This window comes from Aeromonas sp. QDB34 (genome assembly GCF_027705405.1).
Classification (GTDB): Bacteria; Pseudomonadota; Gammaproteobacteria; order Enterobacterales; family Aeromonadaceae; genus Aeromonas; species Aeromonas hydrophila.
This window is the reverse complement of the sequence record NZ_JAPDBT010000023.1, coordinates 1-18,258: the sequence shown is the minus strand read 5'-3', so window position 1 is coordinate 18,258 and position 18,258 is coordinate 1. Positions and strand designations below refer to the sequence as shown.

Sequence of the window (18,258 nt, the reverse complement as noted above, 5' to 3'; positions counted from 1 at the left end):
CCACGCGGGCCGGTTGGCGCCGCAAGGCGCCGGGTGTGAGCACTATATGGGGTCGGGCAGCGGGATGCCACCCCGGCAAAAACGACGCTTGTCATACCCGGTGGGCGGACATGCTTGGTCTCTCCTGGCCTCGTCAGCCGATTTGGTAGTCAGGGCCGGCGCTGGCTTATTTGGGATAGCTGATCTCATTGATGTACCAGCAGGCGTCACCGACTGGCGTACGCACTATGGCCTCGTCGCCCACCTCTTTCTTGAGCAGGGCGCGGGCCATGGGGGAGTCGATGGAGATGTAATCCTTGCGCTCGAAGATCTCGTCATAGCCGACGATGCGAAAGCGCTTGGTCTCTCCCTCCTCGTTTTCCACCTCGACCCAGGCACCGAAAAAGACCTTGCCCTCCTGGGCGGGGGAGTAGTCGACGATCCCCAGCTCCTCGAGGCACTTGCGCAGGTAACGGACTCGCCGGTCGATCTCTCGCAGCCGTTTCTTGTTGTATTGGTAGTCGGCATTCTCGCTGCGATCACCGAGGCTGGCCGCCCAGGCCACTTTGCGGGTGGTCTCGGGGCGCTCCTCGCGCCAGAGGAAATCGAGCTCCTGTTTGAGCTTGTTGTAGCCTTCACGGGTGATCAGCTTGGTCTTCATCGGTCGTTACCTGTGTCAGTGGGGCTGATGAGCCTCTTATGGCACGGCAGATCTTATCCGTTGTCGCCTTGCTGTCGAGCAAAAACTGGGGCGTCTGAGGGGATGCCTGAGTGGTAAGACGCGGGGTGAAGGGGCGCAAAATCGGCTGAATGGGCAATAACCGGTAACATATTTAGGCTTGGCCGTTACGAGCCCGAGCTCTAGTATTGGCAGCATATATAGAGGAGAGGCAAGCAATGAGTCAGCAATACAAGGTTCTGGTCGTCGACGATGATTTGAAATTACGTTCCCTGCTGGAGCGCTACCTGACCGAACAGGGGTTCGTGGTTCGGGGCGTCGCCAATGGTGAACAGGCCGACCGCCTGCTGACCCGTGAGAACTTCAGCCTGATGGTGCTTGATCTGATGCTGCCGGGGGAAGACGGCCTCTCCATCTGCCGCCGCCTGCGCGAGGCTGGCAACCAGATCCCGGTGCTGATGCTGACCGCCAAGGGGGATGAGGTAGATCGCATCGTCGGGCTCGAGATGGGGGCCGATGATTACCTGCCCAAACCGTTCAATCCCCGTGAGCTACTGGCCCGGATCCGCGCCGTGCTGCGCCGGCACACCATCGAGTTGCCGGGTGCCCCCTCTACCGCCGAGAAGGTGGTGAGCTTTGGCAGCTATCAGCTCAACCTGGCGACCCGCGAGCTGAGCCGCGATGGTGATCCGGTTGCGCTGACCAGCGGTGAATTCGCCGTGCTCAAGGTGCTGGTGAGTCATCCGCGCGAGCCTCTCTCCCGTGACAAGCTGATGAACCTGGCCCGCGGTCGTGAATACACCGCCACCGAGCGCAGCATCGACGTGCAGGTCTCCCGTCTGCGTCGCCTGCTGGAGCAGGATCCGGCGCAGCCCCGTTATCTGCAGACCGTCTGGGGTCTGGGCTATGTGTTCGTGCCGGACGGTGATGGCGAATGAAGAAAGTGAGCAGCATGTTTTCCCGCATGCTCTGGTTTTTGGCCGCCGTGCTGGTGGTCTATCAGTTTGTCTCCTATGCCACCTTCTACAACTATCTGCTGGCGCCGACCGTCAAGCAGATCAGCCACCTGCTGGCCAACCAGGTCAAGCTCATCTTCCCGGTCGAGAGCAACCAGCTGGCGCTGAGTGAAGACGCCGAGGCGCTGGTCTATGTGGCGACCGGCAGCGACATCTATACCCAGACCGAGGCAGAGCAGCACGGGCTCAACGAGTCCAAGCCCTACACCTATCTGGAAGAGAGCATCAGCCGCGAACTGGGAGGCAAGACCAAGGTCAGGGTCGAGATCCAGGATCACTACATCATCTGGATCCAGCCACCCCAGGCCAACAAGGTGTGGGTGCGCATCCCGCTGACCGAGATCGAGGACGACGACATCGAGCCGCTGATCCTCTACATGAGTGTGCTGCTGGTGGTGACCCTGTTCGCAGCCTGGCGCTTTGCCCGCCAGCTGGTGCGGCCGCTGGAGGATCTGGAAGCGGGGGCCGTGGCGGTGGCGCGCGGCAATTTCCCCGATGCGTTGGGGGAGCAGGGCTCGCGGGAGGTGCGTCGGCTGACTCGCACCTTCAATCACATGTCGAGTTCCATCAAGGGCCTGATCGAGGAGCGTAACCTGATGATGGCGGGTGTCTCCCACGATCTGCGTACCCCGCTGACCCGTATCCGGCTGGCGACTGAAATGATGTCCTCCGGGGATGAGTACCTCAAGGAGAGCATCAATGCGGACATTGACGAGTCCAATGGCATCATCGATCAGTTCATCGACTACATTCGGCCGGACGAGGGGCTGGATACCCAGCAGATCGACCTGACCCAGCTGATCCACGACAGCTTGCTGGTGCAGACCGATCAGGGTCTGGAGGTGGAGCTCGAGTTGCCGGCCGAGGCGGTGCGGGTGGCCTGCAATCCCATCAGCATTCGCCGCATCCTCAACAACCTGTCGGGCAATTCGCTGCGCTACGGTGCGAGCCGGCTGCAGGCCGAGCTCAAGGACGATGGTCACTGGGTGCGGCTGCGCCTGTCGGATGATGGCCCCGGCATTCCGGAGCAGGATTACTACCGGGTGCTCAAACCCTTCACCCAGGGCAACGAGGCCCGTACCGGCAGCGGCAGCGGCCTGGGGTTGGCCATCGTCGCCAAGATTGTGTCCCAGCATCATGGCACCATCAGGCTGGGGCGCTCCGAGCTGGGGGGCTTGCTGGTGGAGATCCGGCTGCCCAAGAACCAGCCGCTGGAGTGGATTGATTGAACAAAGGGCGTATCCGTGGATACGCCCTTTGCATGTCAGGCTTGCGGCTCGCTGGTCTTGCGGTAGCGCCTGCCGTATTTCAGTTGCTGGATCAGCAGGGCGGCGACGATGAGCGCCAGCCCGATGGGGGTGGCCGGGTGGATGGTTTCGCCGATCAACAGGTTGAGCAGCACCAGCGAAGCAAACGGCGAGATGAAGATGAGGTTGCTGATGGGGGCCGTGTTGGTGGCGTGGCGCAGCGCCATCAGCCAGAGCACGAATCCAAAACCCATCTCGAACAACCCCACGTAGATGGCGCCGGCCCACCCCTGCCAAGCGGTCATGGCAAAGTCCGAGAGCAGCCAGGTTGCCGCGACGATGAAGGGCAGGCTGATGAGGAAGCCCAGCAGCAGGCTGACGATGGGGTCGCCCTGGTTGCGGGTGTTGAGGATCCAGTAGCCGGCCCAGATCAGGGTCGATACCAGTGCCAGCGTGACGCCGAGGGGGCTGTCGAACTGCAGACCGAATACATCCCCCCTGGTGGCGATCACCAGCGCGCCGAAGTAGCCGAGCACGATGGCGACCCCGTCGCGGCGGCGCAGCTTCTGACCGAGGAAGGGCACCGCCAGCAGACTGAGGGTGATGGCCCAGGTGTAGTTGAGGGTTTGTGCCTGTTGGGCGGGCAGCAGGTCATACGCCTTGAACAGCAGCAGGTAATAGAGGAAGGGGTTGAGTACCCCCAGTGCCAGATAGTAGAGGGGACGACTCTTGATGTAGCCGAGCAACAGCGGCAGTTTGCCCTGACAGGCCACGATCCCCCCCAGCGTCAGGGTCGAGGTGCAGGCCGCGACCAGCAGCAGCTGTACCGGTTCAAAGTAGGCGAGGGAGATCTTGAAGGCGCTGGCGACCGTCGACCAGAGGGCGACGGCGCAGAGTCCATATTGATAGGCTTTTTTCTGATCTTTGAGCATGGGGTGTCGTTCCGATGACGAAGGCCGGCGCACAGTCTACCAGCCTGTTTGCAACATTGTCGTTACCCCTGTCAGGCAAGGGCTTGCCCAGCCGTTGGCGAGATCCATCTGTCACATAAAATTGCGCACAATCTGTTCGCCTTCTCTTGCGCAAATTGAAAAAATCCGTATAATCCCCTCCGCTTACCCATGAGGTAAGCCAGACGATATGTCTGCTTGCTGAGTTTCCCGCTTGCGGGGGCCAGCCATACAGTCCTCCCGATATGGGAGGAAACGTGAAAAATCACACCTCTGGCGGGAGCAATCTCGGTCGGGCGGTGTTGATTTATGTTCTTTTATCTATTGGAGCTCTGTCAATGCAGAACCAAAGAATCCGTATCCGCCTGAAGGCTTTTGATCATCGCCTGATCGATCAATCCACTGCGGAAATCGTTGAAACTGCAAAGCGCACCGGCGCGCAGGTTCGCGGTCCTATTCCGCTGCCGACTCGCAAAGAGCGCTTCACCGTCCTGATCTCCCCGCACGTCAACAAAGATGCGCGTGATCAGTACGAGATCCGCACTCACAAGCGTCTGGTAGACATCGTTGAGCCGACTGACAAGACCGTTGACGCCCTGATGCGTCTGGATCTGGCAGCTGGTGTAGACGTCCAGATCAGCCTGGGTTAATTACGGAAAGAGGTTGATAACAATGACAATCGGTCTTGTAGGTCGCAAAGTGGGTATGACTCGCATCTTCACTGAAGATGGCGTTTCTATCCCGGTGACTGTTATCGAAGTTGAAGCTAACCGTGTAACTCAGGTCAAATCTGTAGAAACCGACGGCTACAACGCTATTCAGGTTACCACTGGCGCCAAGAAAGCCAGCCGTGTAACCAAGCCGGAAGCTGGCCACTTCGCCAAAGCTGGTGTAGAAGCCGGTCGCGGTCTGTGGGAATTCCGCCTGAACAACGGTGAAACTTTCACTGTTGGTAGCGAGCTGAAAGTAGATCTTCTCGCTGACGTTAAGCTGGTAGACGTTACCGGCACATCCAAGGGTAAAGGTTTTGCCGGTACTGTTAAGCGCTGGAACTTCCGCACCCAGGATATGACCCACGGTAACTCTCTGTCCCACCGTGTACCTGGCTCCATCGGTCAAAACCAGACCCCGGGCCGTGTATTCAAGGGCAAAAAGATGGCTGGTCACATGGGTGCTGAGCGTGTAACGACTCAGAACCTGGAACTGGTTCGTGTTGACGCTGAACGCAACCTGCTGCTCATCAAAGGCGCAGTACCGGGTGCAACCAACGGCAACGTGATCGTTAAACCTGCCGTCAAAGCGTAACGTCTGAGGAGATAGTAATGGAATTGGTAATGAAAGACGCCAAGAGCGCTCTTGAAGTTTCCGAGACTACCTTCGGGCGCGAATTCAACGAAGCTCTGGTTCACCAGGTTGTCGTTGCTTATGCCGCTGGTGCCCGTCAGGGTACTCGTGCGCAGCTGACTCGCTCTGAAGTGTCTGGTGGCGGCAAAAAGCCGTGGCGTCAGAAGGGTACTGGTCGTGCCCGTGCTGGCTCCATCCGTTCGCCCATTTGGCGTTCCGGTGGTGTGACTTTTGCAGCTAAGCCGCAAGATCACAGCCAGAAAGTAAACAAGAAGATGTACCGCGGTGCTATCCGTAGCATCCTGTCCGAGCTGGTACGTCAAGAGCGCCTGATCGTTGTTGAGAAGTTCGGCATCGAAGCTCCGAAGACCAAAGAACTGATCGCCAAGCTGAAAGAAATGGAACTGACTGACGTTCTGATCGTGACTGCTGAAGTCGATGAGAACCTGTTCCTGGCTGCTCGTAACCTGTACAAAGTTGACGTGCGTGATGTTGCCGGTATCGACCCGGTCAGCCTGATCGCTTTCGACAAGGTTCTGATGACTGCTGACGCAGTTAAGCAAATCGAGGAGATGCTGGCATGATCCGTGAAGAGCGTCTGCTGAAAGTTCTGAAGGCTCCGCACATCTCTGAAAAGAGCACCATGGTCGCAGAAAAGCAGAACACTATCGTGTTCAAAGTTGCTGTTGATGCCACCAAGGCGGAAGTCAAAGCTGCAGTTGCGAAACTGTTCGAGGTCGAAGTTGAGACCGTCCGTACCCTGAACATGAAGGGTAAGACCAAGCGCGCAGGTGCACGCGTAGGCCGTCGTTCCGATTGGAAAAAGGCTTATGTGACCCTGAAAGCTGGTCAGGACATCGACTTCATGGGCGCAGCCGAGTAAGAGGAGTTCTGAAAAATGGCAATCGTTAAGTGCAAGCCTACTTCTCCGGGCCGCCGCCACGTCGTCAAGATCGTCAACCAAGACCTGTACAAGGGCAAGCCCTTTGCAGCTCTGCTGGACAAGAAAGACAAGTCCGGTGGTCGTAACAACAACGGCCGCATCACCACCCGTCACATCGGCGGTGGTCACAAGCAACACTACCGTATCGTCGACTTCAAGCGCGACAAAGACGGTATCCCGGCCAAAGTAGAGCGCCTGGAATACGATCCTAACCGTACCGCAAACATCGCCCTGGTGCTGTATGCAGACGGTGAGCGTCGTTACATCCTGGCTCCGAAAGGCCTGAAAGCTGGTGATGCAATCGCTTCTGGTGCTGATGCCGCAATCAAGGTAGGTAACACCCTGCCGATGCGCAACATCCCGGTCGGTTCTACCGTTCACGCTGTTGAGATGAAGCCTGGTAAAGGTGCCCAGCTGGCTCGTTCCGCTGGTACTTTCATCCAGATCCTGGCTCGTGAAGGTAACTATGTAACTCTGCGTCTGCGTTCCGGCGAAGTACGTAAAGTTCTGGCCGAGTGCCGCGCCACCATCGGTGAAGTTGGTAACTCCGAGCACATGCTGCGTCAACTGGGTAAAGCCGGTGCAAACCGCTGGCGTGGTATTCGTCCGACCGTTCGCGGTATGGCGATGAACCCGGTCGACCACCCGCACGGTGGTGGTGAGGGTCGCAACAAGGGCATGCAGCCTGTGTCCCCATGGGGCCAGAAGGCTAAAGGCTTCAAGACCCGTAAGAACAAGCGTACCGACAAGTACATCGTACGTCGTCGTAACAAGTAATTGTTAACATAGAGGAATCACCATGCCACGTTCTCTCAAGAAGGGTCCATTTATTGACCTGCACTTGCTGAAGAAGGTAGAGAAAGCGGTGGAAAGCGGGGATAAAAAGCCGGTTAAGACCTGGTCCCGTCGTTCAATGATCATCCCGAACATGATCGGTTTGACCATCGCTGTCCATAATGGTCGTCAGCACGTTCCGGTTTTCGTTACCGAAGAAATGATCGGTCACAAACTGGGTGAATTCGCACCGACTCGTACTTATCGCGGCCATGCTGCTGATAAGAAGGCTAAGAAGCGCTAAGGGATAAATGATGGAAGCTATCGCTAAACACCGTTATGCCCGTACTTCTGCCCAGAAAGCTCGTCTGGTAGCCGATCAAGTACGTGGTCTGTCCGTAGACAAGGCTCTGAACATCCTGACCTTCAGCCCGAAAAAGGCTGCAGCTCTGGTGAAGAAAGTGCTGGAATCTGCCATTGCAAACGCTGAGCACAACGAAGGCGCCGATATCGACGCGCTGCGTGTTGCTACTATCATGGTCGACGAAGGTCCCTCCATGAAGCGCATCCGTCCGCGTGCCAAAGGTCGTGCGGATCGTATCCTCAAGCGTACCGCTCACATCACCGTAGTGGTATCCGACGCTAAGGCTGGGAGATAAGCAATGGGTCAGAAAGTACATCCTAATGGCATTCGCCTGGGTATTACCAAGCCTTGGAATTCTACCTGGTTCGCGAACACCAAAGACTTCGCTGACAACCTGTACAGCGATTTTCAAGTACGCCAGTTCCTGACCAAGGAACTGAAAAACGCGTCCTTGTCCAAGATCACCATCGAGCGTCCGGCCAAGAGCATCCGTGTGACCATTCACACCGCTCGTCCGGGTGTTGTGATCGGTAAGAAAGGCGAAGACGTTGAGAAACTGCGCAAAGCTGTAGCCGCAATTGCTGGCGTGCCTGCTCAGATCAACATTTCCGAAGTCCGCAAGCCGGAGCTGGATGGCAAACTGGTTGCCGACAGCATCACTTCCCAGCTGGAGCGTCGTGTAATGTTCCGTCGTGCTATGAAGCGCGCCGTACAGAACGCAATGCGCCTGGGTGCCAAGGGCATCAAAGTGGAAGTTTCCGGTCGTCTGGGCGGCGCTGAAATCGCGCGTACCGAATGGTACCGTGAAGGTCGTGTGCCGTTGCACACCCTGCGTGCCGACATCGACTACGCAACTTCTGAAGCCCACACCACTTACGGTGTGATCGGCGTTAAAGTTTGGATCTTCAAGGGCGAAGTTCTGGGCGGTCTGGCTGCTGTTAATGCCGCTGCTGCTCAAGAGCAAGCTCCTGCAAAGCCCAAGCGTGACAACAAGCGCCGCGCTGCTAAGTAAGGAGATTCGGTAAATGTTGCAACCAAAGCGTACTAAATTCCGCAAGACCCACAAGGGTCGTAACCGCGGTCTGGCCAACTCTGGTAACGAAGTATCCTTCGGTACCTTTGGCCTGAAGGCGACATCCCGTGGTCAACTGACTGCTCGTCAAATCGAAGCAGCCCGTCGTGCCATGACCCGTCACGTTAAGCGTCAAGGCAAGATCTGGATCCGTGTGTTCCCGGACAAGCCCATCACCGAAAAGCCCCTCGAAGTTCGTATGGGTAAAGGTAAGGGTAACGTGGAATACTGGGTTTGCCCGATCCAGCCTGGCAAGGTTCTGTACGAGATGGATGGTGTACCTGAGGCTCTGGCGCGTGAAGCGTTTGCCCTGGCCGCAGCTAAGCTGTCCGTTCAGACCACTTTCGTAATTAAGACGGTGATGTGATGAAAGCCCAAGATCTGCGTCAAAAGAGCGTCGAAGAACTGAACCAGGAGCTGCTGGGTCTGCTGCGTGAGCAATTCAACATGCGCATGCAAGCTTCCACCGGCCAGCTGGCTCAGACTCACACTCTGAAACAAGTGCGTCGTGACGTCGCACGTATCAAGACTGTACTGACTGAGAAGGCAGGTGCGTAATGACTGACAAGATCCGTACTCTGCAAGGTCGTGTAATCAGCGACAAGATGGACAAGTCCATCACTGTTGCTATCGAGCGCAAGGTAAAGCACCCGATCTACGGTAAGATCATCAAGCGCACTACCAAGCTGCACGTACATGATGAAAACAACGAATGCAAAGCTGGCGACCTCGTGGAAATCCGCGAATGCCGCCCGCTGTCCAAGACCAAGTCCTGGACCCTGGTTGCCGTTGTAGAAAAGGCCTAATCGGTACTTTGTAGTCCAAACGGCCCCTTAGCGGGGCCGTTTGTTTTTTAGGCTACCTTTTCTAAAAATCCTGTGTTATAGTTTCGCGCCTTTTGAAGGCAGCCAGATCCCGAGAGGGATAAGAAGTAAACAAAGCGGAGCACTAAGATGATCCAGATGCAAAGTATGCTGGGTGTTGCCGACAACTCCGGCGCTCGCAGTGTAATGTGTATTAAGGTTCTGGGTGGTTCGCACCGCCGTTACGCCGGCATCGGCGACATCATCAAGGTTTCCATCAAGGAAGCCATTCCTCGCGGTAAAGTGAAGAAAGGTGATGTGTATAACGCGGTGGTCGTACGCACCCGTAAAGGCGTTCGTCGTCCGGACGGCTCTGTCATCCGTTTCGACAACAATGCGGCTGTGTTGCTTAACAACAACCAACAGCCAATCGGTACTCGTATTTTTGGCCCGGTGACTCGTGAACTGCGTAATGAGAAGTTCATGAAGATTGTGTCCCTGGCACCCGAAGTACTGTAAGGAGTCGAACGATGGCAGCTAAAATCCGTCGCGAAGACGAAGTGATTGTTCTTACCGGCAAAGACAAGGGCAAGCGTGGCAAAGTCACTCAAGTCCTGATTGCAAAAGGTAAGGTAATCGTGGAAGGCATCAACCAGGTGAAGAAACACCAGAAGCCGGTACCCGCACTGGGTCAGGCTGGCGGTATCGTCACCAAAGAAGCCCCCATCGATGTATCTAACGTAGCGCTGTTCAACTCTGCCACTGGCAAGGCTGACCGCGTTGGTTTCCGGATTGAAGACGGCAAAAAAGTCCGTTTCTTCAAATCCACCGGCGAACTTGTGAAGTAATTGGAGTTTAACGATGGCGAAACTGCATGATTACTACAAATCCGATGTAGTAAATGAACTGTCCAAACAGTTCGGTTACAAGACTATCATGCAAGTCCCTCGGATCGAGAAAATCACCCTGAACATGGGTGTTGGTGAAGCGATCTCTGACAAGAAATTGCTGGAAAATGCTGCTGCCGATATGGCTGCCATTTCCGGTCAGAAGCCGCTGATCACCAAAGCTCGCAAATCTGTTGCGGGCTTCAAGATTCGTGAAGGCTACCCGATAGGTTGTAAAGTAACCCTGCGTGGCGAGCGTATGTGGGAGTTCCTGGAACGGCTGATTTGCATCTCCGTACCGCGTATCCGTGACTTCCGTGGCCTGAACGCTAAAGCGTTCGACGGTCGTGGTAACTACTCCATGGGCGTGCGTGAGCAAATCATCTTCCCGGAAATCGACTATGACAAGGTCGATCGCGTCCGTGGTCTGGATATCACCATCACCACTTCCGCGAATACCGATGAAGAAGGCCGTGCTCTGCTGGCTGCCTTTAACTTCCCATTCCGCAAGTAAGGTTAGGGTTATGGCTAAAACTTCCATGAAAGCACGTGAAGCAAAGCGTGCGAAGCTGGTAGCCAAGTTCGCCTCCAAGCGAACCGAGCTGAAAGCTATCATTGTTGATATGAACGCTTCTGAAGAAGCGCGTTGGGATGCTGTCCTGCAACTGCAACAGCTGCCCCGTGATTCCAGTCCGTCCCGCCAGCGTAACCGTTGCAATATTACTGGTCGTCCGCACGGTTTCCTGCGCAAGTTTGGCCTGTCTCGCATCAAGGTGCGTGAGCATGCCATGAAGGGCGAAATTCCGGGCCTGAAGAAGGCTTCTTGGTAACGAATCTCGGGAGTTAGACTTATGAGCATGCAAGATCCGATCGCGGATATGCTGACCCGCATCCGTAACGGTCAGGCGGCGAGCAAAGTTGCGGTTTCCATGCCTTCTTCCAAGCTGAAAGTGGCTATCGCCAAAGTGCTGAAAGAAGAAGGTTACATCACTGGCTACTCCGTAGCTGGTGACGTGAAGCCGGAACTGGAAATTGAACTGAAATATTTCCAGGGCAAGCCAGTTGTAGAACTGATCCAACGCGTGAGCCGTCCCGGCCTGCGTATTTACAAGCGCACTACTGATCTGCCGAAAGTTATGGGCGGTCTCGGTGTTGCTATCGTGTCCACGTCTAAAGGTGTGATGACTGACCGTGCTGCCCGCAAGGCAAGCATGGGCGGTGAGATCATCTGCTACGTCGCTTAATAGGAGGTAGGAAATGTCTCGTGTTGCTAAGGCACCCGTCACTATTCCTGCTGGCGTAGAGGTGACTCTGAACGGCCAGGAACTGTCCATCAAAGGTGGTAAAGGTTCCTTGGTTCGCTCTATTCACGCCGGTGTAGAAGTGACCAAAGAAGACAATGTACTGAAGTTCGCCCCGCGCGACGGCATCGCTGGTGCTGACGCTCAGGCCGGTACTGCCCGTGCATTGGTCAACAACATGGTAATCGGTGTTACCCAAGGCTTCGAGCGCAAGCTGCAGCTGGTTGGTGTAGGTTATAAAGCCTCCATCAAGGGCAATGCTGTTGCGCTGGCTCTGGGCTTCTCTCACCCGGTAGAGCATGCGCTGCCGGCTGGTGTGACCGCTGAGTGCCCGACTGCCACAGAAATCGTTCTGCGTGGTGTCGACAAGCAGCTGGTTGGCCAAGTCGCCGCCGATATCCGTGCTTACCGCGCTCCGGAGCCCTACAAGGGCAAGGGTGTACGCTATGCCAACGAGCAAGTGCGTACTAAAGAAGCTAAGAAGAAGTAAGGTAACACTATGGACAAGAAAGCAGCTCGTCTCCGTCGTGCTACTCGTGCTCGGAAAAAGATGCAGGAACTGGGAGCTACCCGTCTGGTTGTTCACCGTACCCCGCGTCATATCTATGCGCAGGTTATTGCAGCCAACGGTTCCGAAGTTCTGGCCTCTGCTTCCACAGTAGAGAAAGCCATCAGTGAAGCTATTAAATACACCGGTAACGCTGATGCAGCGACCGCGGTAGGTAAAGCAATCGCTGAGCGTGCTATTGCCAAAGGCGTTCAGAACGTATCTTTCGATCGTTCCGGTTTCAAGTATCACGGTCGCATCGCTGCTCTGGCAGCTGCTGCACGTGACGCTGGTCTTCAGTTCTAAGCTAGGAGTCGAAGATGGCTAAAGTCGAATCTCAAGCCGGCGAACTGCAAGAAAAGCTGATTGCAGTAAACCGTGTTTCGAAAACTGTTAAAGGTGGTCGTATCATGTCCTTCACCGCGTTGACCGTGGTGGGTGATGGTAACGGCCGTGTAGGTTACGGTTACGGTAAAGCCCGTGAAGTTCCGGCCGCTATTCAAAAAGCGATGGAACAGGCTAAGCGTAACCTGAACAAGGTTGAGCTGAACAACGGCACTCTGCACCACCCGGTGCGCGGTGTTCACTCCGGTTCCACCGTGTTCATGAAGCCGGCCTCTCAAGGTACTGGTATCATTGCAGGCGGCGCCATGCGTGCTGTTCTGGAAGTTGCTGGTATCCACAACGTGCTGGCCAAGACCTACGGTTCCACCAACCCAATCAACGTTGTTCGCGCAACTGTCGACGCTCTGGTACAGGGTCAATCCCCGGCCCAGATCGCTGCCAAGCGTGGTCTGCGCGTTGAAGAAATTCTGGGGTAATGCGACATGGCTAACACTGTAAAAGTAACTCAAACTCGCAGCTCTATCGGCCGTCTGCCAAAGCACAAGGCGACTCTGCGTGGTCTGGGTCTGCGTCGCATTGGTCACACCGTTGAGCTGGAAGATACTCCCTGCGTACGCGGCATGATCAACCAGGTTTATTACATGGTTAAGGTGGAGGGCTAAGCATGCGTCTGAATACTCTGTCTCCGGCCGCTGGCTCCAAGCGCGTTAAGCACCGTCCGGGCCGTGGTATCGGTTCTGGTCTGGGCAAGACCGGTGGTCGTGGTGTTAAAGGTCAAACCTCTCGTTCCGGTGGCGGCAAAGTCCGCAACGGTTTCGAAGGCGGCCAGATGCCTTTGAAAATCCGTCTGCCGAAGTTCGGTTTCTTCTCTCGCAAATCTTTGGTTTCTGCCGAAGTGCGCCTGAACGAAATCGCCCTGGTAGAAGGTGATGTGGTCGACGTGAGCACTCTGAAGCAAGCCGGTGTTATTACTAAAAACATCGTGTTCGCTAAAGTTGTTCTGTCTGGCAACATTGACCGTGCTGTGACCGTTCGTGGTCTGTCCGTCACCAAAGGTGCACGTGCAGCCATCGAGGCCGCTGGCGGTAAAATCGAGGAATAATCAGTACAATGGCTAAGAAACCAGGATTGGATGTTAAAGCACAGGGTGGTCTGAGTGAACTGAAGAGCCGTCTGCTCTTCGTTCTCGGGGCGATTATCGTTTTCCGTGCAGGCTCTTATGTGCCGATTCCTGGTATTGACGCCGCCGTACTGGCCGAGTTGTTCCAACAACAGAAGGGCACCATCATTGAGATGTTCAACATGTTCAGTGGTGGTGCACTCTCGCGTGCTTCTATTCTTGCGCTGGGGATCATGCCGTACATTTCGGCGTCGATCATTATCCAGCTGCTGACTGTGGTTCACCCCGCTCTTGCTGAACTCAAGAAGGAAGGTGAATCCGGCCGTCGCAAGATTAGCCAATATACCCGTTGGGGCACGCTGGTTTTGGGAACGTTCCAGGCCATTGGTATTGCAACCGGTCTGCCGAATATGATGCAAGGACTCGTGACTCATCCGGGTTTGGGCTTCTATTTCACGGCCGTTGTGAGTCTGGTCACCGGTACCATGTTCTTGATGTGGTTGGGTGAGCAGATTACCGAGCGTGGGATTGGTAATGGTATCTCGTTGATTATCTTCACAGGTATCGTTGCTGGTCTGCCTCATGCCATTGGCGCTACGGCCGAACAGGCACGTCAAGGGGAATTGCACATCCTGCTGTTGTTGTTGCTGGGCTTGATTGTTTTCGCAGTGACTTACTTTGTGGTGTTCGTGGAGCGTGGTCAGCGTCGTATCGTCGTTAACTATGCCAAGCGTCAACAAGGCCGCCAGGTATTTGCCGCGCAAAGCACACACCTGCCGTTGAAAGTGAATATGGCCGGTGTGATTCCTGCGATTTTCGCATCCAGCATCATCCTCTTCCCAGGGACCATTACTTCTTGGTTTGGTCAGGGCGAGGGCAAGATCGCTGACATCCTGCAACAGGTCTCTATGGTCCTGCAGCCGGGTCAGCCCTTGTATGAGATGCTCTATGCAGCAGCCATTATCTTCTTCTGCTTCTTCTATACCGCGCTGGTGTTCAACCCCCGCGAGACAGCAGACAACCTGAAGAAGAGTGGAGCCTTTATCCCGGGGATCCGCCCGGGCGAGCAGACAGCACGTTATATCGATAAGGTTATGACTCGCCTGACATTGGCAGGTGCGCTCTATATAACCTTTATCTGTCTGGTACCCCAGTTCTTGATGACTGCCTGGAACGTACAGTTCTACTTCGGTGGCACCTCGCTGCTGATTATCGTGGTAGTTATCATGGACTTCATGGCTCAGGTTCAGACCCATATGATGTCTCATCAATATGGTGATGTCCTGAGGAAGGCCAACCTGAAGGGCTACGGCCGCTAAAGGTCGGCGTAGTTACGGAGTTAAGCAATGAAAGTTCGTGCTTCCGTTAAGGCAATCTGCCGTAACTGCAAAATCATCAAGCGTCACGGTGTGGTGCGTGTGATTTGCAGCGAGCCAAAGCATAAACAGCGCCAAGGCTAATTTTTTACGGTTAGTACTTGCAACAAATAGTTGTGCTGGCTAATATAGCCAGCCAACTTTTGTTGTGTATTGGTTGACCGCCACGTATCCGCTCACGGGCTTTGTGGTGGTCGTAATCTACTATATGTAGGAGTGAATAGTGGCCCGTATCGCTGGCATTAACATTCCTGACCATAAGCATGCAGTCATCGCTTTGACTGCTATTTATGGCGTCGGTCGTACCCGCTCCAAGGCCATCTGTGCCGCAGCCGGTATCGCTGAGAATGTGAAAATTAAAGACCTGGACGAAGCTCAGATCGAGAGTCTGCGTGAACAAGTAGGTAAATTCACCGTTGAAGGTGACCTGCGTCGTCAGATTTCCATGAACATCAAGCGATTGATGGATCTGGGTTGCTACCGTGGTTTGCGTCACCGTCGTAGCCTGCCTGTTCGTGGTCAACGTACCAAGACCAACGCTCGTACCCGTAAGGGTCCGCGCAAGGCTATCAAGAAGTAACGGGAAGGTAGAAAATGGCTAAAACTCCGACTCGTGCTCGCAAGCGCGTTAAAAAGCAAGTGAGCGACGGTATTGCGCACGTTCATGCATCTTTCAACAACACAATCGTGACCATTACTGACCGTCAGGGCAATGCTCTGTCATGGGCTACCTCTGGTGGTTCAGGTTTCCGTGGTTCCCGTAAGTCCACTCCGTTTGCTGCCCAGGTAGCTGCTGAGCGTGCTGGTGAGATCGCCAAAGAATACGGCGTGAAGAACCTGGAAGTCATGGTCAAAGGTCCGGGTCCCGGTCGTGAGTCTTCCATCCGCGCTCTGAACGCGGCTGGTTTCCGCATCACTAACATTACTGATGTGACTCCGATCCCGCACAACGGTTGTCGTCCTCCCAAGAAGCGCCGCGTGTAACGCTGTAGCTACTTGGTCTAGGATTGTTGGAGAAAGAAGATGGCAAGATATATCGGTCCTAAGCTTAAGCTTAGCCGTCGTGAGGGCACCGACCTCTTCCTGAAGTCTGGTGTTCGTGCGATTGATTCTAAGTGCAAGATTGACACCGTTCCTGGTCAACACGGTGCGCGTAAAGCGCGTCTGTCTGACTACGGTGTTCAGCTGCGCGAGAAACAAAAAGTTCGTCGTATCTACGGCGTATTGGAAAAACAGTTCCGCAACTACTACCGCGACGCTGCCCGTCAAAAGGGTAACACCGGTGAAAACCTGTTGCAGCTGCTGGAAGGTCGTTTGGACAACGTTGTTTACCGTATGGGCTTCGGTGCTACCCGTGCTGAATCTCGTCAGCTGGTGAGCCACAAGGCCATCATGGTCAACGGTCGCGTTGTGAACATTCCTTCTTTCCAGGTTTCCCCTGAGGACGTGATCTGCGTTCGTGAGAAGGCTAAGAAGCAAGCGCGTATCAAAGCATCCCTCGAGGTTGCTGGTCAGCGCGAGAAGCCGACTTGGGTAGAGGTTGATGCCGCTAAAATGGAAGGTGCTTTCAAGCGTCTGCCAGAGCGTTCCGACCTGTCTGCCGACATTAACGAACAGCTGATCGTCGAGCTTTACTCCAAGTAAAGCTAGCTTCTAAAGAGAGGACACAATGCTGGGTTCTGTAACAGATTTTCTTAAACCGCGGCTAGTTGACATCGAGCAAGTTAGCCCGACTCATGCGAAAGTGACTCTCGAGCCACTTGAGCGTGGCTTTGGTCACACGCTGGGTAATGCCCTGCGTCGTATTTTGCTGTCTTCTATGCCCGGTTGTGCAGTTACTGAAGTCGAAATTGACGGGGTACTGCATGAGTACAGCAGCAAAGAAGGTGTACAGGAAGACATTCTTGAAATCCTGCTCAACCTGAAAGGTATCGCTGTGAAGCTGGAAGGCAAGGACGAGGTAACTCTGTCCCTGACCAAGTCTGGAACAGGCCCCGTTACCGCTGGTGATATCACTCACGGTGATGAAGTCGAGATCGTAAACCCGGAGCACGTAATCTGCCACCTGACTGGCGCTAATGCTGAAATCAGCATGCGCCTGAAAGTTCAGCGCGGTCGTGGTTATGTGCCTGCTTCTGCTCGTGTTCACAACGATGATGAAGAGCGTCCTATTGGTCGCTTGCTGCTGGACTCCGCGTTCAGCCCCATCGTTCGTATTGCCTACAACGTTGAGGCAGCACGTGTGGAGCAGCGTACCGACTTGGACAAGCTGGTCATCGACATGGAGACCAATGGTACTCTGGATCCTGAAGAAGCCATCCGTCGTTCTGCCACTATTCTGGCCGAGCAACTGGAAGCCTTCGTGGATCTGCGCGATGTCAGCGTGCCCGAGAAGAAAGAAGAGAAACCCGAGTTTGATCCGATTCTGCTGCGTCCTGTCGATGATTTGGAGCTGACAGTTCGTTCTGCGAACTGTCTGAAGGCAGAAGCTATCCACTATATTGGTGATCTGGTACAGCGTACCGAAGTTGAGTTGCTTAAGACTCCTAACCTCGGTAAGAAGTCCCTGACTGAGATCAAGGACGTGTTGGCCTCCCGTGGTCTGTCTCTTGGCATGCGCCTCGAGAATTGGCCGCCCGCCAGCATCGCTGACGAGTAATCCAGATTACGGGTTTCACAGATTTAGTTAGAAGGATAAGGTCATGCGCCATCGTTTGAGTGGTCGTCAACTGAACCGGAACAGCAGCCATCGTCAGGCTATGTTCCGCAACATGGCCAGCTCCCTGGTTCGTCATGAGATCATCAAGACGACTCTGCCTAAGGCAAAAGAGCTGCGTCGTGTAGTTGAACCGCTGATCACCCTTGCCAAGACTGATAGCGTTGCTAATCGTCGCCTGGCATTTGCCCGTACTCGCGATAACGCGATCGTGGCTAAGCTGTTCAATGAACTGGGCCCGCGCTACCTGGAGCGCGCCGGCGGCTATACTCGCATTCTGAAATGCGGTTTCCGTGCAGGCGACAACGCCCCTATGGCTTACATTGAGCTGGTAGACCGCCCGGCCGCTGCTGAAGCAGCTGCTGAGTGATAAAGAAAAAGCCGGGCTTGTCCCGGCTTTTCTTTTAATGGATTTTGATACTGCCTCAACTGCCTCAACTGCCTCAACTGCCTCAACTGCCTCAACTGCCTCAACTGCCTCAACTGCCTCAACTGCCTCAACTGCCTCAACTGCCTCAACTGCCTCAACTGCCTCAACTGCCTCAACTGCCTCAACTGCCTCAACTGCCTCAACTGCCTACTCTTGATCGTGTAGTTCCTTATATAGGTAGGTATCCCTTATTATCGAATGATGATCTTCCATTCATCTGTTACAGAAAAGCCAGCCAATGGCATGAGTTGCTCGTAGAGGAGTGGCTAATCTAGCTCTGGATGTGGTGGTTTCTGTGGATAAGTTTGTATAAAAGCTGTGCTTGGATATGAATAACTAAAAAACTGCAGTTTTTTGCAATTTTA

32 protein-coding genes are annotated in these 18,258 nt (G+C 54.8%); 30 read left to right on the top strand and 2 right to left on the bottom strand.

The genetic code is table 11. From position 1 onward, the window contains the following. Positions 1 to 166: 166 nt before the first annotated feature. A complete protein-coding gene (greB, locus tag OKC29_RS19955; RefSeq protein ID WP_011704309.1) occupies positions 167 to 640 on the bottom strand; it encodes a transcription elongation factor GreB in 474 nt (157 codons plus the stop codon). A 236-nt stretch (positions 641 to 876) separates the two neighbouring features. Here greB and ompR point away from each other — a divergent pair, with 236 nt between their 5' ends. Both ompR and envZ read left to right on the top strand, forming a co-directional pair. After that, the gene (ompR, locus tag OKC29_RS19950; RefSeq protein WP_073348670.1) at positions 877 to 1,596 is read left to right on the top strand and encodes an osmolarity response regulator transcription factor OmpR; all 720 of its coding nucleotides are present in this window, start codon (positions 877 to 879) and stop codon (positions 1,594 to 1,596) included. Continuing rightward, positions 1,593 to 2,903, top strand: a complete 1,311-nt coding sequence (envZ, locus tag OKC29_RS19945) for a two-component system sensor histidine kinase EnvZ (RefSeq protein WP_017410611.1) — start codon at positions 1,593 to 1,595, stop codon at positions 2,901 to 2,903. Before ompR ends, envZ begins: the two co-directional genes overlap by 4 nt. Before the next feature lie 35 nt (positions 2,904 to 2,938). Here envZ and OKC29_RS19940 read toward each other — a convergent pair whose 3' ends face one another. Next, positions 2,939 to 3,853, bottom strand: coding sequence for a DMT family transporter (locus OKC29_RS19940; protein WP_073348671.1), 915 nt, complete (start codon positions 3,851 to 3,853; stop codon positions 2,939 to 2,941). A 356-nt stretch (positions 3,854 to 4,209) separates the two neighbouring features. On the opposite strand from OKC29_RS19940, the gene rpsJ reads away from it, so the two are divergent. From rpsJ to rplQ, 28 genes are all read left to right on the top strand, one after another. Then, on the top strand, positions 4,210 to 4,521 hold the full coding sequence (gene rpsJ / locus OKC29_RS19935; protein ID WP_005307944.1) for a 30S ribosomal protein S10: 312 nt from the start codon (positions 4,210 to 4,212) through the stop codon (positions 4,519 to 4,521). A gap of 22 nt (positions 4,522 to 4,543) precedes the next feature. Next, on the top strand, positions 4,544 to 5,176 hold the full coding sequence (rplC, locus tag OKC29_RS19930) for a 50S ribosomal protein L3 (RefSeq protein WP_010672559.1): 633 nt from the start codon (positions 4,544 to 4,546) through the stop codon (positions 5,174 to 5,176). 17 nt (positions 5,177 to 5,193) lie between these two features. After that, entirely contained in the window at positions 5,194 to 5,799 is a 606-nt protein-coding gene (rplD, locus tag OKC29_RS19925) for a 50S ribosomal protein L4 (RefSeq protein ID WP_005340616.1), read from the top strand. Next, the gene (gene rplW, locus OKC29_RS19920; protein ID WP_005307955.1) at positions 5,796 to 6,098 is read left to right on the top strand and encodes a 50S ribosomal protein L23; all 303 of its coding nucleotides are present in this window, start codon (positions 5,796 to 5,798) and stop codon (positions 6,096 to 6,098) included. The genes rplD and rplW overlap by 4 nt, the downstream gene beginning before the upstream one ends. Positions 6,099 to 6,113: 15 nt before the next feature. Then, a complete protein-coding gene (rplB, locus tag OKC29_RS19915) occupies positions 6,114 to 6,935 on the top strand; it encodes a 50S ribosomal protein L2 (protein ID WP_005307957.1) in 822 nt (273 codons plus the stop codon). Positions 6,936 to 6,957: 22 nt separating this feature from the next. Continuing rightward, the gene (gene rpsS / locus OKC29_RS19910; protein ID WP_005307960.1) at positions 6,958 to 7,236 is read left to right on the top strand and encodes a 30S ribosomal protein S19; all 279 of its coding nucleotides are present in this window, start codon (positions 6,958 to 6,960) and stop codon (positions 7,234 to 7,236) included. 10 nt (positions 7,237 to 7,246) lie between these two features. Further along, entirely contained in the window at positions 7,247 to 7,591 is a 345-nt protein-coding gene (gene rplV / locus OKC29_RS19905; RefSeq protein ID WP_011704314.1) for a 50S ribosomal protein L22, read from the top strand. 3 nt (positions 7,592 to 7,594) lie between these two features. Then, a complete protein-coding gene (gene rpsC / locus OKC29_RS19900) occupies positions 7,595 to 8,308 on the top strand; it encodes a 30S ribosomal protein S3 (protein WP_005331168.1) in 714 nt (237 codons plus the stop codon). Between the two features lie 13 nt (positions 8,309 to 8,321). Continuing rightward, the gene (gene rplP, locus OKC29_RS19895; RefSeq protein WP_005307963.1) at positions 8,322 to 8,735 is read left to right on the top strand and encodes a 50S ribosomal protein L16; all 414 of its coding nucleotides are present in this window, start codon (positions 8,322 to 8,324) and stop codon (positions 8,733 to 8,735) included. Then, complete coding sequence (rpmC, locus tag OKC29_RS19890) at positions 8,735 to 8,926, top strand: 50S ribosomal protein L29 (protein WP_005307965.1); 192 nt, start codon at positions 8,735 to 8,737, stop codon at positions 8,924 to 8,926. The genes rplP and rpmC overlap by 1 nt, the downstream gene beginning before the upstream one ends. Next, on the top strand, positions 8,926 to 9,174 hold the full coding sequence (gene rpsQ / locus OKC29_RS19885) for a 30S ribosomal protein S17 (RefSeq protein ID WP_005307966.1): 249 nt from the start codon (positions 8,926 to 8,928) through the stop codon (positions 9,172 to 9,174). Before rpmC ends, rpsQ begins: the two co-directional genes overlap by 1 nt. A 147-nt stretch (positions 9,175 to 9,321) precedes the next feature. Continuing rightward, on the top strand, positions 9,322 to 9,690 hold the full coding sequence (gene rplN / locus OKC29_RS19880) for a 50S ribosomal protein L14 (RefSeq protein ID WP_005307975.1): 369 nt from the start codon (positions 9,322 to 9,324) through the stop codon (positions 9,688 to 9,690). Between the two features lie 11 nt (positions 9,691 to 9,701). Continuing rightward, a complete protein-coding gene (rplX, locus tag OKC29_RS19875; protein WP_005307977.1) occupies positions 9,702 to 10,019 on the top strand; it encodes a 50S ribosomal protein L24 in 318 nt (105 codons plus the stop codon). Between the two features lie 13 nt (positions 10,020 to 10,032). After that, positions 10,033 to 10,572 (top strand): 50S ribosomal protein L5, encoded by a 540-nt coding sequence (rplE, locus tag OKC29_RS19870; RefSeq protein ID WP_005331162.1) that lies wholly within the window; start codon positions 10,033 to 10,035, stop codon positions 10,570 to 10,572. Between the two features lie 10 nt (positions 10,573 to 10,582). Continuing rightward, entirely contained in the window at positions 10,583 to 10,888 is a 306-nt protein-coding gene (gene rpsN / locus OKC29_RS19865) for a 30S ribosomal protein S14 (RefSeq protein ID WP_011704315.1), read from the top strand. Between the two features lie 21 nt (positions 10,889 to 10,909). Next, complete coding sequence (gene rpsH / locus OKC29_RS19860; protein WP_011704316.1) at positions 10,910 to 11,302, top strand: 30S ribosomal protein S8; 393 nt, start codon at positions 10,910 to 10,912, stop codon at positions 11,300 to 11,302. Positions 11,303 to 11,315: 13 nt separating this feature from the next. After that, on the top strand, positions 11,316 to 11,849 hold the full coding sequence (gene rplF, locus OKC29_RS19855; RefSeq protein WP_005307981.1) for a 50S ribosomal protein L6: 534 nt from the start codon (positions 11,316 to 11,318) through the stop codon (positions 11,847 to 11,849). 9 nt (positions 11,850 to 11,858) lie between these two features. Continuing rightward, positions 11,859 to 12,212 carry a 50S ribosomal protein L18 gene (rplR, locus tag OKC29_RS19850; protein ID WP_011704317.1) on the top strand — a complete coding sequence of 118 codons (354 nt, stop codon included), beginning with the start codon at positions 11,859 to 11,861 and terminating at the stop codon, positions 12,210 to 12,212. 14 nt (positions 12,213 to 12,226) lie between these two features. Further along, positions 12,227 to 12,727, top strand: a complete 501-nt coding sequence (gene rpsE, locus OKC29_RS19845; protein ID WP_011704318.1) for a 30S ribosomal protein S5 — start codon at positions 12,227 to 12,229, stop codon at positions 12,725 to 12,727. 6 nt (positions 12,728 to 12,733) lie between these two features. Beyond that, a complete protein-coding gene (gene rpmD, locus OKC29_RS19840) occupies positions 12,734 to 12,913 on the top strand; it encodes a 50S ribosomal protein L30 (RefSeq protein WP_005307985.1) in 180 nt (59 codons plus the stop codon). Between the two features lie 2 nt (positions 12,914 to 12,915). Beyond that, complete coding sequence (rplO, locus tag OKC29_RS19835) at positions 12,916 to 13,353, top strand: 50S ribosomal protein L15 (protein ID WP_005307987.1); 438 nt, start codon at positions 12,916 to 12,918, stop codon at positions 13,351 to 13,353. Positions 13,354 to 13,361: 8 nt separating this feature from the next. Next, positions 13,362 to 14,690, top strand: coding sequence for a preprotein translocase subunit SecY (secY, locus tag OKC29_RS19830; protein WP_010672567.1), 1,329 nt, complete (start codon positions 13,362 to 13,364; stop codon positions 14,688 to 14,690). 27 nt (positions 14,691 to 14,717) lie between these two features. After that, a complete protein-coding gene (rpmJ, locus tag OKC29_RS19825) occupies positions 14,718 to 14,831 on the top strand; it encodes a 50S ribosomal protein L36 (RefSeq protein WP_005319705.1) in 114 nt (37 codons plus the stop codon). Between the two features lie 139 nt (positions 14,832 to 14,970). Next, the gene (rpsM, locus tag OKC29_RS19820) at positions 14,971 to 15,327 is read left to right on the top strand and encodes a 30S ribosomal protein S13 (RefSeq protein ID WP_005307991.1); all 357 of its coding nucleotides are present in this window, start codon (positions 14,971 to 14,973) and stop codon (positions 15,325 to 15,327) included. Positions 15,328 to 15,341: 14 nt separating this feature from the next. Beyond that, the gene (gene rpsK, locus OKC29_RS19815; RefSeq protein ID WP_005319702.1) at positions 15,342 to 15,731 is read left to right on the top strand and encodes a 30S ribosomal protein S11; all 390 of its coding nucleotides are present in this window, start codon (positions 15,342 to 15,344) and stop codon (positions 15,729 to 15,731) included. Positions 15,732 to 15,770: 39 nt separating this feature from the next. Continuing rightward, positions 15,771 to 16,391 (top strand): 30S ribosomal protein S4, encoded by a 621-nt coding sequence (gene rpsD / locus OKC29_RS19810; RefSeq protein ID WP_011704319.1) that lies wholly within the window; start codon positions 15,771 to 15,773, stop codon positions 16,389 to 16,391. Between the two features lie 25 nt (positions 16,392 to 16,416). Continuing rightward, positions 16,417 to 17,406 carry a DNA-directed RNA polymerase subunit alpha gene (locus tag OKC29_RS19805; RefSeq protein ID WP_005307997.1) on the top strand — a complete coding sequence of 330 codons (990 nt, stop codon included), beginning with the start codon at positions 16,417 to 16,419 and terminating at the stop codon, positions 17,404 to 17,406. Positions 17,407 to 17,449: 43 nt separating this feature from the next. Continuing rightward, positions 17,450 to 17,833, top strand: coding sequence for a 50S ribosomal protein L17 (gene rplQ / locus OKC29_RS19800; RefSeq protein ID WP_005307999.1), 384 nt, complete (start codon positions 17,450 to 17,452; stop codon positions 17,831 to 17,833). The last annotated feature ends 425 nt before the right edge of the window (positions 17,834 to 18,258 follow it).